Annotated in this window: 12 protein-coding genes; all 12 read left to right on the top strand. The window is 39.5% G+C overall.

Annotated elements, in window-relative coordinates; translation table 11 throughout:
* Positions 1-71 precede the first annotated feature (71 nt).
* The 12 genes from ilvC (at position 72) to AC3CH7_RS09900 (ending at position 15,377) form a co-directional block, all read left to right on the top strand.
* Positions 72-1,106: a ketol-acid reductoisomerase gene (gene ilvC, locus AC3CH7_RS09955; RefSeq protein WP_012294943.1), complete on the top strand. Its 1,035-nt coding sequence runs from the start codon at positions 72-74 to the stop codon at positions 1,104-1,106.
* Positions 1,093-2,628: a 2-isopropylmalate synthase gene (locus AC3CH7_RS09950; RefSeq protein ID WP_099805317.1), complete on the top strand. Its 1,536-nt coding sequence runs from the start codon at positions 1,093-1,095 to the stop codon at positions 2,626-2,628. The genes ilvC and AC3CH7_RS09950 overlap by 14 nt, the downstream gene beginning before the upstream one ends.
* A gap of 174 nt (positions 2,629-2,802) precedes the next feature.
* Positions 2,803-3,903, top strand: a complete 1,101-nt coding sequence (gene leuB / locus AC3CH7_RS09945; protein ID WP_036162816.1) for a 3-isopropylmalate dehydrogenase — start codon at positions 2,803-2,805, stop codon at positions 3,901-3,903.
* Between the two features lie 17 nt (positions 3,904-3,920).
* On the top strand, positions 3,921-5,330 hold the full coding sequence (gene leuC, locus AC3CH7_RS09940) for a 3-isopropylmalate dehydratase large subunit (protein WP_012294940.1): 1,410 nt from the start codon (positions 3,921-3,923) through the stop codon (positions 5,328-5,330).
* 31 nt (positions 5,331-5,361) lie between these two features.
* Positions 5,362-5,952 (top strand): 3-isopropylmalate dehydratase small subunit, encoded by a 591-nt coding sequence (gene leuD, locus AC3CH7_RS09935; RefSeq protein ID WP_031416237.1) that lies wholly within the window; start codon positions 5,362-5,364, stop codon positions 5,950-5,952.
* A 444-nt stretch (positions 5,953-6,396) separates the two neighbouring features.
* On the top strand, positions 6,397-7,281 hold the full coding sequence (rbsK, locus tag AC3CH7_RS09930; protein WP_031416235.1) for a ribokinase: 885 nt from the start codon (positions 6,397-6,399) through the stop codon (positions 7,279-7,281).
* Positions 7,282-7,550: 269 nt separating this feature from the next.
* Complete coding sequence (locus tag AC3CH7_RS09925) at positions 7,551-9,401, top strand: dynamin family protein (protein ID WP_036164055.1); 1,851 nt, start codon at positions 7,551-7,553, stop codon at positions 9,399-9,401.
* A gap of 101 nt (positions 9,402-9,502) precedes the next feature.
* Positions 9,503-10,720 (top strand): RtcB family protein, encoded by a 1,218-nt coding sequence (locus tag AC3CH7_RS09920; protein WP_012294936.1) that lies wholly within the window; start codon positions 9,503-9,505, stop codon positions 10,718-10,720.
* 64 nt (positions 10,721-10,784) lie between these two features.
* On the top strand, positions 10,785-11,783 hold the full coding sequence (locus AC3CH7_RS09915; RefSeq protein ID WP_488381717.1) for a LacI family DNA-binding transcriptional regulator: 999 nt from the start codon (positions 10,785-10,787) through the stop codon (positions 11,781-11,783).
* A 106-nt stretch (positions 11,784-11,889) separates the two neighbouring features.
* Positions 11,890-13,311: an aldehyde dehydrogenase family protein gene (locus AC3CH7_RS09910; RefSeq protein ID WP_488381716.1), complete on the top strand. Its 1,422-nt coding sequence runs from the start codon at positions 11,890-11,892 to the stop codon at positions 13,309-13,311.
* Positions 13,312-13,332: 21 nt separating this feature from the next.
* Positions 13,333-14,178, top strand: coding sequence for an AhlS family quorum-quenching N-acyl homoserine lactonase (gene ahlS / locus AC3CH7_RS09905; RefSeq protein WP_373561624.1), 846 nt, complete (start codon positions 13,333-13,335; stop codon positions 14,176-14,178).
* A 17-nt stretch (positions 14,179-14,195) separates the two neighbouring features.
* A complete protein-coding gene (locus AC3CH7_RS09900) occupies positions 14,196-15,377 on the top strand; it encodes an iron-containing alcohol dehydrogenase (RefSeq protein ID WP_031416226.1) in 1,182 nt (393 codons plus the stop codon).
* Positions 15,378-15,464 lie beyond the last annotated feature (87 nt).

Genomic DNA, 15,464 nt, shown 5'->3' with positions numbered 1-15,464 from the left:
TAGATGCTGGCTTCTTAAATGGGCTGCATCTAGAGCTATGAAAATAAACTAAATTCTAGGAGGAAACAACAATGGCTACAATGTACTATGAACAAAATATTAACGAGGAAGTTTTAAAAGGAAAGAAAATCGCTATTATCGGATACGGCTCACAAGGTCATGCACATGCATTAAACCTTAAAGAATCAGGCTTTGACGTAGTGGTAGGGGTTCGTCCAGGTGGATCTTTCGATGCTGCTAAAGCAGATGGCGTTGACGTAAAAACAGTGGCTGAAGCAGCACAAGAAGCAGATGTGATCCAAATTTTACTACCAGATGAGCGACAAAAAGCTGTATATGAGGCAGAGATTGCTCCACATCTAGAAGCAGGGAAAGCCCTAATGTTTGCACACGGCTTCAATATTCACTTTGGGCAAATTACGCCACCAGCAGATGTAGACGTATTTTTAGTAGCACCAAAAGGGCCAGGGCATTTAGTTCGTCGTCAATTCCAAGAAGGTGCTGGTGTACCAGGTTTATTCGCTATCCATCAAGATGCAACAGGCCAAGCAAAAGATTTAGCACTTGCTTACGGTAAAGGCATTGGGGCCGCACGTGGTGGTCTTCTTGAAACAACATTTAAAGAAGAAACAGAAACAGATCTATTTGGCGAACAAGCAGTACTTTGTGGTGGTGCAACGCAGCTAGTAAAAGCAGGATTTGAAACATTAGTGGAAGCAGGCTACCAACCAGAATTAGCATATTTTGAAACACTACATGAGCTGAAACTTATTGTTGACTTAATGTTTGAAGGTGGAATGGCAACAATGCGTTACTCAGTATCAGATACAGCTGAGTGGGGAGATTATGTGGCAGGACCGCGCATCATCGATGAGTCTGTAAAAGCTCGTATGAAAGACGTGTTAACGGATATCCAAGATGGTACGTTTGCTCGCCGCTGGATTCAAGAAAATGAAAATGGTCGTCCTGAATATACAAAGTTCAAAGAAGCAGGTGCAAACCATCAAATCGAAGAAGTAGGTGCAAAACTACGTGAGATGATGCCATTCATCAACGAAGGTAAAGAAAAAGTGGTAAGAGAAGTGGCGACAAGTGCGAAAAATTGATATTTTCGATACTACGCTTCGCGATGGTGAACAATCTGCGGGGATTAATTTAAATACAGCAGAGAAAATAGAGATAGCTAAGCAGTTAGAGCGTCTTGGTGTGACAATTATTGAAGCAGGGTTTCCTGCTTCGTCACCAGGTGACTTTGATGCAGTCCATCGCATTGCTGAAACAGTAAAAAATTCAGTCGTAACGGGTCTTGCCCGGTGTATTCAAAAGGATATTGATACGACATGGGAAGCTATTAAAGGTGCTCAACAGCCACATATTCATATTTTTCTAGCTACTTCGCCTATTCATATGGAATACAAGCTGAAAAAATCACCAGAACAAGTGATTGAGCAAGCGGTTGAAGCGGTTAAATATGCGAAAAAATATTTTCCACTTGTACAATGGTCCGCTGAGGATGCGTTCCGTTCAGATCGTGAATTTTTAGTACGAATTATGAATGAGGTAGTTACCGCAGGTGCAACAACGATTAACGTTCCTGACACAGTCGGCTATGCCTCTCCATACGAATATGGTGCTCTATTTAAGTATCTGCTGGAAAACGTAAAAGGTGCTGATAAAGTCAAGTTCTCTGCCCATTGTCATGACGACTTAGGAATGGCAACGGCCAACACGTTGGCGGCAATTGAAAATGGTGCTGGACAAGTGGAAGGAACAATTAATGGCATTGGAGAGCGAGCAGGGAATGTAGCGTTAGAAGAGATTGCCGTGGCACTTCATATTCGCAAGGATTATTATCAGGTAGAAACAGGGATACAGCTGCAAGAGATTAAACGTACGTCCCAATTAGTCAGTAAATTGACAAACGTCGTGATTCAGCCAAACAAAGCGATTGTTGGGAGAAATGCATTTGCACATGAATCTGGTATTCACCAGGACGGTGTGTTAAAAAATCCAGAAACTTATGAAATTATTTCACCTGCACTTATCGGTGAGGGAGAAATACCTTTAGTTCTTGGAAAACATTCTGGTCGAGCAGCCTTCCGTGATCGAGCTGAAACATTGGGCTTTGATCTATCAGATGAAAAGTTAAATAAGGCATTTGTAGAATTTAAAAAATTGGCGGATCGTAAAAAGGAAATTACAGAGGAAGATTTGCTGACTTTACTTACAGAACAGCAAATCCAATTAGAAGATGTACCACTATTTGAATTGAAAATGGTTCAAGTGCAATACGGTACAGAAAATATTCCGACGGCCACAGCCATTGTGCTAACACCAGAAGGATTAGAGAAAACGGTAGTTGCCACTGGGGCTGGTTCAGTAGAAGCCATTTTTAACACGCTAGAGCAGCTAGTGCCAAATGCTGTTCATGTGATTGATTACCGTGTGACATCAGTCGGTAAAGGCCGTGACGCACTTGGTGAAGCTGTCGTAAATATTCGTTATGATCATGTATCGACGACTGGCCGCAACTCCTCTCAGGATGTTTTGGAAGCATCGGCAAAAGCTTATTTAAATGCTATTAACCGTCATTTAATAAAAGAAAGTCTTCGTGCACATCCAGTTTAAATAATCGTCCTGTTTTATAAGTAGTGAAATGTGTGAGGTTCATTCACAAGTCGGATGCAATAATCATGGCGTATAGGTTAATCAAGAAAAATTGAATACGCTCACCACCCATTAATTTGGTGAGCGTTTTTACTAAATTAGCGAATGCGCTATACAAAGAAGGGTGTTTTGATGATGGAGAAAAAAATTACAGTACTTCCTGGTGATGGAATTGGGCCAGAGGTTGTTGCTTCTGCTGTGCGTGTATTACAAGTGATTGGTAAACGATTTAATCATACTTTCCATTTAGGGTATGGAACAATCGGGGGCGCTGCCATTGACCAACATAATAATCCACTACCAGATGAGACAATTGAGATGTGTGAGAATAGTGATGCGATTCTACTAGGAGCTGTAGGTGGACCAAAGTGGGATCAGAATCCACCAGAATTACGCCCTGAAAAGGGATTATTGCGAATCCGCAAACACTTTGATTTATTTGCTAATCTGCGTCCTGTAAAGGCGTTCCCGAGTTTACTAGATGCTTCTCCATTGAAGCGTGAAGTAGCAGAAAACGTTGATTTAGTGATTGTTCGTGAACTAACAGGGGGCGTATACTTCGGGGAACCACGTATGCGTACTGAAAATGGCGCAATTGATACAACTGTTTACTCGAAAGTGGAAGTTGAGCGTATCGTTGAAAATGCCTTTGAGCTAGCACGTTTACGTGGAGGCAAGTTATGCTCTGTTGACAAGGCAAATGTTCTTGAAACAAGTCGTTTATGGCGAGAAGTCGTAGAAGCAAAGAAAAAAGATTATCCAGATGTAGTAGTAGAGCATAACCTAGTGGATTCTGTAGCGATGAAACTTATTACAAATCCTGGACACTATGATGTAGTAGTTACGGAAAACATGTTTGGGGATATTTTAAGTGATGAAGCATCAGTCATTACAGGTTCTCTAGGTGTATTACCATCGGCATCTATTCGTGGAGATAATTTTGGCTTATATGAACCAGTACATGGGTCAGCACCTGAGATTGCTGGTCAAGGAGTGGCAAATCCTGCAGCAACCATACTTTCTGTAGCGATGATGCTTCAATACTCATTTGGCTTGAAGGAAGAGGCATCAGAAATTGAACGTGCTGTAAGTGCGGTATTTGATGATGGTTATTTTACAGCAGATCTTGCTCGTAATGGCAGTCGAGTTTTATCAACGAATGAATGGACAGACAAGGTTATGAATGAAATTGATACTAGTTTTGTTTCACAAAGTATTATGACAACATATATTTAAAGAAATAGGTGAAGATAATGGGCAAAAATATAATTGAAAAGATTTGGGATAAACATGTTGTTTATCAGGAAGAGGGCAAACCGGACCTGTTATATATTGATCTTCATTTAATTCATGAAGTAACTTCTCCGCAAGCTTTTGAAGGGCTTCGGATGAATGGTCGTCAAGTACGTCGTCCAGATTTAAGCTTTGCGACAATGGATCATAATGTTCCAACAAAAAATCTACCAACAATCCATGATCCGATTGCACGCAACCAAATTGAAACTCTAGCCAAAAATGCTGAAGAGTTTGGTGTTGAGCTGGCAGGTATGGGCCATCCTGATCAAGGAATTGTCCATGTTATTGGACCAGAGCTAGGACTTACACAGCCAGGTAAAACAATTGTCTGCGGTGATTCACATACATCTACACATGGTGCATTTGGGGCGATTGCCTTTGGTATTGGAACTTCTGAGGTAGAGCATGTATTATCGACGCAAACGTTATGGCAAAATAAGCCAAAGACAATGGAAATTCGTGTTGAAGGGGAGCTATCAGTCGGAGTTGCCGCTAAAGATATTATTTTAGCCATTATTGCAAAGTTCGGAATTGGCGTTGGCACAGGATATATTGTGGAATTTACTGGAGAGGCTATCCACAAACTGTCCATGGAAGAACGGATGACGATTTGTAATATGTCGATTGAGGCTGGTGCCAAGGCAGGGCTTATATCTCCTGATCAAATAACTGTAGACTATATTCGAGGTCGTAAATATGCTCCACAAGGCGAACAATTTGAGGAAGCGGCTAACTATTGGTTAAGCCTTGCCTCTGATGAAGATGCTACTTACGATACAGTCCGTATTATTCATGCAGAAGAAATCGAACCTATCATTACATGGGGGACAAATCCATCGATGGGTACGGGTGTTTCTGGCCACGTCCCAACACTAGCAGACTATAAGGATGAATCCGATAAAGCTGCGCTTCAAAAAGCACTTGATTATATGGGCTTAGAGGAAGGGCAACCATTAACGTCCATTGATATCCAGCATGTCTTTATTGGCTCCTGTACAAATTCGCGTATGAGCGATTTACGTGCAGCTGCAAATGTTATTAAAGGAAGAAAGGTACATGGCGATGTTACAGCAATCGTTGTACCAGGCTCTTATTCTACGAAAAAACAAGCAGAGGCAGAAGGTTTGGATAAAATCTTTATAGATGCCGGCTTTGAATGGCGGGAGTCGGGTTGCTCTATGTGTTTAGCAATGAATGATGATGTAGTCCCAGCGGGTGAACGCTGTGCTTCAACGTCCAACCGCAACTTTGAAGGACGTCAGGGAGCGGGTTCTCGTACACATTTGGTATCGCCACCAATGGCAGCCGCAGCGGCGATTGCAGGCCATTTTGTAGATGTACGTGAATTTGTAAAGGAAACTGTGTGAAGCTTGTTTTTACATGGAAGGGATGTTGAAAATGGAACCAATTAATATCGTAAATAGTGTCATTACACCACTTGATCGCAAAAATGTTGATACCGACCAAATTATTTCAAAAGAGTTTTTAAAGCGTATTGAGCGCACAGGTTTTGGACAGTTTTTATTTTATCACTGGCGCTTTGATGCAGATGGTAATGAAATAAAAGACTTTGTATTAAATAAACCAGAATTTAAAGAGTCAAAAATTCTAGTGGCACAGGATAATTTCGGCTGTGGTTCTTCGCGAGAGCACGCACCATGGGCCATTTTGGATTATGGATTTAATGTTGTCATTGCGCCTTCCTTTGCAGATATTTTCCATAATAACTGCTTTAAAAATGGCATTCTTCCTATTAAGCTAACAGAAGCGGAATGTGATGAAATCCTAGCCAAGGGTAAAGCAAATCCATATGCAGTGGAAGTGAATCTTGCGGCACAAACGGTGTCTGATGGTGATGGGACAGTCTATCATTTCACAATAGATCCGTACTATAAGGAAACCTTGCTAAATGGTTGGGATGAAATTGCCTTAACGTTTAAATACGAAGACCATATTGCTGCATATGAAGAGAAGCGGGTAGCCTATTAATATATTTTTGTAGACTGAAGACAAACTGAGCGTTGTCTTCAGTTTTTTTATGCGTTAGCAAATATCCATCCTAGCATTTATGGATAGAATGTGAATAACAGTAAATTTAACAAGAATATTCTGAATATAAATATTGTGAATAAATGGTATATTTTGATAATGTGGAAGTAGCAAGTTATTTGAAAGGAGAATAGATAATGATAACTTATTCAGTTTCCTGTATTTTTTGTAAAAAGACGTTTGAGGTTGTGGAAGGGACAAGGAAATATACCTTGTATAAAAGGAATATGAAAGGAAAATTCTCCTGCGAGGATTGTGATAGTAGAATTGAACATGAGGCTAGAAAAGGATTGTTAGGAAAACTTTAAAAAGGCCTTTAACATACCCTGTCCCTGACCTTGGTTCTCCATTAAAATAGAGCTTAGAAGGAAGGTAGGGAAATCAATGATTACAGTTATAGGAAGTCTAAATATGGATTTAGTTGTACAAATGAATGCTTTTCCAAAGCAAGGAGAAACCATTCTCGGTCATGCATTTCAAACAGTTCCAGGAGGAAAGGGGGCAAATCAGGCAGTGGCTGCTTCTCGACTGGGAAGTGACGTGGCGATGATTGGCTGCGTCGGTCAGGATAGTTTTGGTGAAACATTATGTGCGGGTTTGCAGCAAGAGCGAGTAAACACAGAAGCCATTGTTCATAGTGCTACAGCTCCAACAGGCATTGCTAATATTCTTATTTACAATCAAGATAATCGTATAGTAGTAGTGCCTGGTGCAAACTATGAATTAGCACCTTCACATATAGAGGCATCAAAAGAGCTGATACAAAAAAGCCAAATGGTGATCATTCAACTGGAAATTCCAAAAGAAACAACAGCATATGCCATTCAACTTTGTAAAGAAGCAGGAGTGCCAGTATTGTTAAATCCTGCACCAGCAGCAAATTTTGATAAACAGTGGATGAAGGATATCGCCTATTTAACACCAAATGAAACAGAATGTGCAGAAATTTTTAATGAGCCCGTCGATCAGCTACTAGAAAAGTATCCTAATAAGCTTATTATAACGCTAGGTAGTGATGGTGCGCGTTATTTTGATGGTACATTTCCCAGTCATATCCCAGGCTATATGACGACAGCTGTGGATACAACAGGTGCAGGTGATACCTTTAACGGTGCACTAGCTCATGCCTTAGTAGAGGGTCAATCATTGGATGAGGCAGTGTACTTTGCTAATCTTGCTGCCTCATTGTCTGTTGAAAAGTTTAGTGCACAAGGAGGGATGCCTACACTTGGGGAAGTATACGCGCGTATGGCGGGTCTAGGTGAATAGTATGCCTATAGGAATAAGGGAGAACTGGATAGCTGTAATAAAGCATAATTTTGATGGCAATTTTAGTAAAATTCATAAAATGGGCTATTTCTTTTAGTCTGAATTGTGAATGAAATGTGAAATGAACATTGTAGTGATATAAGGATGAATTCCTATTTGCCTTATAAATGCATAAGTATATTGTCCTCTTTTCGTTGATCTATATATTAGTAAAGCATTAGTTTCATTTATAATGGTCTTATAGATGCATACGAAAAGAGGTTTTGAGGATGACGAACATTGACCATACGCCAATCGAATATACAACCTCAGCGAATAATATATTGCCACAATTTGTTGATCAACTGCGACAATTGTACGGTATTATTGTCCAAAATACATATGTGAAAGATACAGCTAAACATTTAAACCGTATTATTCAAGATGCAAATAACCAAACGATGATTTTAATCGTCGGAAAAGAACGAGTAGGCAAAACAACACTAGTTAACGGATTACTAGGACGTGAGGTACTATCTGTAAATGATCGACATCCGACAGGTGTCAATACATTTATTCGATATGGCGAACAAGAGGAGATTAAAGCCTATTTTTTAGATGGTGTTGTAGCCATATTTGATCTTAGCAAATTAGAGCTACTGACAACAGGTGATACGTTTGCTTCTCAGATTTTACGTGAACATTTGGATTACCTAGAAGTATATTTGAAAAATGATTTATTAAAATCTGTGACGATCATTGACTCTGTTTCCTTAGAAGCAGGGGGAGGTGAAATGGCCTATTTCTCTGAAGCACTTATGAACCGTGTAGATGAAATTTTCTGGGTTTTACGTGCCGGCTCTAGGGCAATAGATGCTGAGCTTTTATTAATGGATGCGTTAAATCATAAAGGAGTGGTACCTTTATGTGTCATCAATGGAATTGATGCTGATGAGCATGCAGATGCATTTATCATTTCAGAACAACAACGTATTGGCCATTTGATGAGTGATTTTATAGCTATTTCCGCAACAAATGCCCTGGTAGCTAAGCAAACGGACAACCTTGAGCTTTGGCAAAAAAGTCAATATGACCATTTAATAGCCCACATACATCGTGTGGCCGAAAATAGTGAAAAAAAAACCTATGCCATTTTAATTCGTTTCTTGCAATGGCTTGAACGGTTCCGCTTCGAATTAACTGTTATTCCACGACGTGACCCATTTCAATCTGCTGTTGAGAATATTGAAAAATATGCAGGCGATACCCAATTTGAGTTTTCTCGCTATCAGCGTGACTTAGCAATAGTTAAGGAATATGAGCAAGAATATGAGCAGGTGGCAAATACGTTTAAACATGTTCAAACCCTTTACCAGCTATTACAAACCATCTCACAACATGATTATTTACAAGATGATAAGGTAGAGACATTTACCGAAATCGCTGTTTACTATCAACAAATGTTACGAGAGTATCGTAATATGCACAATGAATATTCAAGAGAATATGAGCGTTTAGATGCACAGCATAAAAAAATTCATGGTAAAGGGCTTATGAAAGCTATTTTTGGTCAGCATAACCAAAATGAATTTTTTAAAGAGCGTGTGCAAAAATTAAATGACCAACAAGTGGTTTGTGTCGCTCAATACGATAAAGTATTACAAGCAGAAGCTTCAATGTTACAAGCAGTTCGAGACATTCAGCCTTACTTAGTCAATTTAGTAAAGGAGCGTATGAGTCGTATTGAACAAAAAGTGCTTGAACTAAATCAACAACGTGCCAAAGAGAAGCGACAATTAAAGCGTTATGCTGATAAACTAAATGAATTTTCATGTTTAATTGAAGCACAGGGTTATATTAAGGAACATCTTCAACCCTTCTTAATGCAGGAACAGATGCCATTGAAAACAAAGGATCTTGAAATGCTTGAAGAAACTGTGGAGGCTATTCTTAGCATTGATCTTTCAAAGAATGGCTTACTGGCACGTAGTCAAATGAATAATAAAATGGAAAGTATTGCTATTCCTTTTGATGTCGAGGAAATGTATCCGCAGCAAATGCTATCCTTACAAGAAGAAGATGTGAAATCGAACGATATTCCAGTAATACCAAATAAACTAGCCATACAATATGCAGACTAACTTCACAAAACGTTCTAAAAGAATGAATCTTTTAGGGCGTTTTTTTATGGAATGAAACATATCATTCCATTTGTACGTATAAATGGTAAGGAGGGATAATCATGATTGAAATTAAGGGACGTTACACGGAGGCTAAAATTTATGCTGAAACAGCATTACCATCCGCCATCGACCAAATTCAAGAATTGACAAATCAGGCGTTTATGACAGGCACAAAGGTACGTATTATGCCTGATTATCATGCAGGGAAGGGCTGTGTTATTGGCACGACCATTCACCTACAGGAGCGGGTTGTACCAAATCTGGTCGGTGTGGATGTGGGATGTGGTGTATTTGTAGCGCAATTAGATGTAACGACGGTTAATTATGAGAAACTTGATGCTATCATTCGAACGTATGTACCGAGTGGTCAAGAGGTTCATAAGGAACTATCGCCTGATCGACATTTTTTAGCGTTTGAAGGTAAACAGTTCAAAGCAACTGGCCTAAAGGATGAGTATACGAATCTATCATTAGGGACACTTGGTGGAGGCAATCATTTTATTGAATTGGCTAAGGATGAGGAGAATCAGTACTATTTACTGATTCATACTGGTTCACGTTATGTAGGGGCAAAAGTAGCAAGCTGGCATCAAAAAAGGGCCTATGAAAATTTGCGTCAGCAAGATTTGACTGGAAAAATAGAGGACTTTAAACAACAGGGGCGAGAAAAGGAAATTCAAGCGATGATCCAAGCCTATAAAAAGAAACATCCTGCGGTTCCGAAAGAGTTAGCTTATTTAGAGGGCGAATATTTCCATGACTACATTCATGATATGAAAATCGCGCAGCAATTTGCGCAAATGAATCGTTGGACGATTGCTGAAACCATTGCAAAACATATGGATTGGCAGCTGATAGATACATTTGATACGATTCATAACTATATTGAGACGGAGACAATGACGCTACGTAAGGGAGCTGTCCGTGCCAATAAAGGAGAAATGCTTGTCATTCCTATGAATATGCGAGATGGATCACTTATTTGTATAGGGAAGGGCAATGCTGATTGGAATCATTCAGCACCACATGGAGCAGGACGTATGTACTCACGTCGTGCTGCTAAAAAAGCATTGAATATGGAAGATTTTAAAGAGACGATGCAGGGGATTTGGACAACGTCAGTCAATGAAGAAACATTAGATGAGGCACCAATGGCCTATAAGCCTATGGCAGAAATAACATCTGTCATTGGAGAAACAGTAGATATTATTAAGGTGATTAAACCTGTCTATAATTTCAAAGCAAGTGAGGCGGCAAAGCCTTATGAGAGAAAGTGACCCCCGAACTCCCTATAACTAGTAGACATATATGGTATAATATAGCTTTACAAAAACGAAGTGGGTGGTTTTTTTGGTCTCTTCAAAAGATGTGGCAAAGCATGCTGGTGTATCTCAAACAACCGTGTCAAGAGTGTTGAATACACCAGAGCTGGTAAAGCCAAAAACAGTTGAAAAAGTGATGAAAGCGATTGAGGACCTAAATTATATTCCAAATGATATAGCTAGATCGCTTGTTCAGAAAAAGACAGGCATTATCACATTAATATCAGGTCCTTTACACAATCCTTTTTTTGTGGATACGACGACAGCTATCGTTAATTATGTCAACGCCCGTGGCTATAAAGTTAATGTTTATTTTGGTACAGAAGATAATTTACACTCAATCTATAATGCAGTTTTAGAAACGAAGGCGGATGCCATTATATTGTCTTCCATGCTTTATCAAGACGATTTATTTTTTAAATTAGAAAAACTCGAAATCCCTTTTATTATGTTTAATCGTAAGCATCAAGAAAATAGACATTTTGTAGAAATTGATAATGTGCAAGCAGGATATCTTGCGGCCAATTATATTTTGTCTTTAGGGCATCAATCATTATGCTGGATTGGTGGTCCCCATCAAATGAGTACATTTTTTGGACGATACCAAGGATTTGAAAAGGCATTAAAGGATCATGGAATAGAAGCTAAATCCGTACCTACATTTTTTACCAATACGAATAAGGAAGATATCGAAAAGACTTTTGAGGAACTGTTAAAACTAGACAGAAAACCTACAGCAATTTGTGCAGCAACAGATGCCATCGCTATAGAAATTTTGAACCTTTGTTTAGAAAGAGGCTTTCAGGTTCCTAGGGATTTCAATGTAATTGGTATTGATAATGTGGAACTCAGTAAACATCATTCCATTGCTTTAACAACAGTTGGGATATCAACAGAAGAAAACCTGGGGTTTTTAGCGATTGAAAATTTATTTGAGGTCATGGAGAAAAAAAGTACTTGCATTCAGCAAACAGAGTCTGTTAAACTTTTCCCAAGAAATACAACGTGTAAAAAATGAACTGATTTTTAACATCAGTTTATTTTTTACACTAAAATGGTTACGTATTCATTTCTTTATTTTCAGAAATGAATACGTAACCATAATGAAAGGAGTGAGATAAGTCTTGAAAAGGGGCTTATGGATTCATGGAGAATGGAAGATGACGGCAGATTATATGGAGGTTCAAGCCCCGCATTCACAAGAGGTGATTGCACATTTTGCAATGGCCACTGAACAAGATGTACAGGAGGCCATTGCAAGTGCACAGGCAGCAGCGAAGAGCATGGCTTCCTTAACTGCTTTTCAACGAGCAGAAATTTTGGAGCATTTATCCACACTATTTTTGGAAAACCGAGAAGAGGCAGCTAGTATTATTTCACTAGAATCTGCAAAACCGCTCAAGTATGCCTACGCTGAAATTGACCGCACCATTGAAACCTATAAATTTGCCGCAGAGGAAGCCAAACGATTATCGGGCGAAATGATTCCGATGGACGCTTCTAAAAATGGGGAAGGGCGCTTTGGCTATACAATACGAGAGCCTATCGGCGTAATTGCAGCAATTACACCGTTTAATTTTCCACAAAATTTAGTTGCGCATAAAGTAGGTCCTGCTTTAGCGGCGGGCAATACAATTGTGCTAAAGCCAGCTACTCAAACGGCTTTATCTGCTCATTTTCTAGCAAAATTATTAGCACAAACTAATTTACCGGCTGGAGCTTTTAATCTAGTGACCGGGCAGGGAAAATTGGTAGGAGATGTATTTTTAGCACATCCTCATGTGAAAATGATAACGTTTACGGGAAGCCCTGCCGTAGGGATTTCATTACGAAACCGAGCAGGTTTAAAAAAGGTTACGTTAGAATTAGGCTCAAATGCAGGGGTGATTGTTGACGAAGGCGTTCAACTTGATCAGATTATGGACCGAATGATTATGGGAGCATTTTCAAATCAGGGTCAGGTATGCATTTCGTTGCAGCGAATATATGTAATGGAAAGTATGGTAAATGAGTTTTTAGACAAGCTCAGCGCTAAAGTAGCACAGCTAGTCATCGGCGATCCTCTTGATAAAACAACCGATGTAGCCATGATGATTTCAGCAGATGAACAACAACGAGCTCATGAGTGGATTGAAGAAGCGGTTGCTGAAGGGGCTAAAATCATTGCTGGTGGTTATATTGACAATCAGGTTTTAATGCCAACAGTGTTATCGAATGTTTCGTCATATAGCAAGGTATCCTGTGAGGAAATTTTTGCACCAGTTGTTATTGTGAATGCAGTAGCTACTATTGAGGAGGCAATAGAAGCTATTAATGATTCTCATTATGGACTACAGGCTAGTATTTTTACACCATCGATTGAGACAGCTTTTAAAGCGTCCAGAGCATTACAGGTAGGAGGCGTCCTTATTAATGACGTGCCAACTTACCGTGTAGATCATATGCCGTATGGTGGCGTGAAAGAAAGTGGCACAGGTCGTGAAGGCATTAAATATGCAATGGAAGAAATGACAGAAATGAAGCTCATTATTTGGAATAACCAATAGTCACGAATGGAGATGGGAAACATGAAAATGATCAAACAACACCCAAAATTGTATGTAATGGACAACGGTACGATGCGAATGGATAAGAATTATATGATTGCCATGCACAATCCAGCAACAATCGATCATCCAAATCAACCAAATGAATTTGTAGAATTCCCTGTTTACACAGTACTTATCGATCATCCAGAGGGCAAAATTTTATTTGATACGGCGTGTAATCCAAATGCTATGGGGCCCGATGGACGTTGGGGGGAATTTACACAAAAAGCGTTCCCTATTAATATGCCAGAAGAATGCTATTTACATCATCGATTAGAAGAATTAAACGTTCGCCCTGAAGATATCAAATTTGTTGTGGCATCCCACTTGCATCTCGACCATGCAGGCTGCTTAGAATTATTTACGAATGCGACGATCATTGTGCAAGAAGATGAGTTTAACGGCACATTACAAACATATGCAAGAAATGTCAAAGACGGTGCCTATATTTGGGGAGACATTGATATGTGGATTAAAAATAATCTACAATGGCGTCTTATTAAACGTGGTGAAGATAATGTGAAGCTGGCAGAAGGTATTCAAGTATTAAATTTTGGTAGTGGACATGCTTGGGGGATGCTTGGTCTGCATATTCAGATGCCAGAATCAGGTGGAATTATTTTAGCGTCAGATGCCATCTACACAGCAGAAAGCTTTGGTCCACCTGTTAAGCCACCAGGCATTATTTATGATTCGGTTGGCTATAATTCAACAGTTGAACGCATTCGCCGACTTGCCAATGAAACGAATTCACAGGTTTGGTTTGGCCATGATCCTGTCCAATTTAAATCATTTAGAAAATCGACAGAAGGATATTATGAATAGATAGGAGTAGAGAGGCCATGCATAAATTAACCTTTACGCCTGTAAGCTATACAGGTTGGGGATGTTTAAATCAGCTTCTGCCTGAAGTAGAAAGATTGAAGGCTACAAATATTTTAATTGTCACAGACCCATTTTTAAAGGAATTAGGGCTAACAGATAAAGTTCAACAGCCCTTGCTTTCAAAAGGATATGCGACGACCATTTATACAGATATTGCCCCAGAGCCCCCACTTGCTATTGGAGAAAAACTAGTTGATTTTACTAGAAAACATCAATTTGATCTTGTCATCGGTTTAGGTGGAGGAAGTGCTCTTGATTTAGCTAAGCTTGCTGCTGTTTTAGCAGTCCATGATGGGAAAGTAGCGGATTATTTAAATTTAACAGGCACAAAGGCGCTTGAACAAAAAGGATTACCTAAAATTTTAATCCCAACTACATCTGGAACAGGCTCAGAAGTGACAAATATTTCTGTCCTGTCCCTGGACACAACAAAAGACGTTGTGACACATGACTACTTATTGGCGGACAGTGCGATTGTAGACCCAGAGCTAACGATTTCATTACCACCAAAGGTAACAGCTGCAACGGGGGTTGATGCTTTAACACATGCCATTGAGGCATATGTTTCAGTCAATGCCAATGAAGTAACAGATTCCCTTGCATTGCAGGCCATTCGCTTAATCAGTGGCTCTATTCGTACAGCTGTACTGGAAGGGGAAAATAAGCAGGCGCGTTCAGATATGAGCTACGGTAGTTATTTAGCAGGATTAGCCTTCTTCAATGCTGGAGTAGCCGGTGTTCATGCGTTAGCCTATCCATTGGGAGGACAATTTCATATAGCTCATGGCGATTCCAACGCCGTACTATTACCCTATGTCATGGGGTATATTCGTCAAAGCTGTGAAAAACGAATGAAAGATATTTTAGATGCCATGGGTTTATCATCTGCCTACTTATCACAAGAAGAGGCTTCCTATAAATGTGTGGATGCCTTACAACAGCTCGTTCAAGATGTGAATATTCCTTCCACATTAAAGGGATTTGATATTCCAGAAGAAGCTTTAGAACAATTAACAGATGATGCAACAAAGCAAACAAGAATTTTAGCTCGAAGTCCGATGCCATTAGAACGAGAAGATATTTATGCTATTTATCGGGCTGCATTTGATGGAGAAGTTCGAGAACCCGATGCATCATAAAGAAGAAAAGACATGTTTCTTATAAAAAATAGCTATAGCTTTAGTATATCTAATGCCTAAAATAACAAAAGCTACGAAGTATCTTGG

The organism is Lysinibacillus sp. F12 (genome assembly GCF_057773605.1).
Note: the sequence above shows the minus strand (reverse complement) of the source record. Positions and strands in the feature narration are given on the sequence as shown.

Excerpts from the sequence above, each read along its gene's own strand:
- AC3CH7_RS09925 (WP_036164055.1), top strand. The coding sequence starts at position 7,551 with ATGACGAACATTGACCATACGCCAATCGAATATACAACCTCAGCGAAT.
- leuD (WP_031416237.1), top strand. The coding sequence starts at position 5,362 with ATGGAACCAATTAATATCGTAAATAGTGTCATTACACCACTTGATCGC.
- ilvC (WP_012294943.1), top strand. The coding sequence starts at position 72 with ATGGCTACAATGTACTATGAACAAAATATTAACGAGGAAGTTTTAAAA.
- AC3CH7_RS09920 (WP_012294936.1), top strand. The coding sequence starts at position 9,503 with ATGATTGAAATTAAGGGACGTTACACGGAGGCTAAAATTTATGCTGAA.
- AC3CH7_RS09900 (WP_031416226.1), top strand. The coding sequence starts at position 14,196 with ATGCATAAATTAACCTTTACGCCTGTAAGCTATACAGGTTGGGGATGT.
- leuB (WP_036162816.1), top strand. The coding sequence starts at position 2,803 with ATGGAGAAAAAAATTACAGTACTTCCTGGTGATGGAATTGGGCCAGAG.
- leuC (WP_012294940.1), top strand. The coding sequence starts at position 3,921 with ATGGGCAAAAATATAATTGAAAAGATTTGGGATAAACATGTTGTTTAT.
- rbsK (WP_031416235.1), top strand. The coding sequence starts at position 6,397 with ATGATTACAGTTATAGGAAGTCTAAATATGGATTTAGTTGTACAAATG.
- ahlS (WP_373561624.1), top strand. The coding sequence starts at position 13,333 with ATGAAAATGATCAAACAACACCCAAAATTGTATGTAATGGACAACGGT.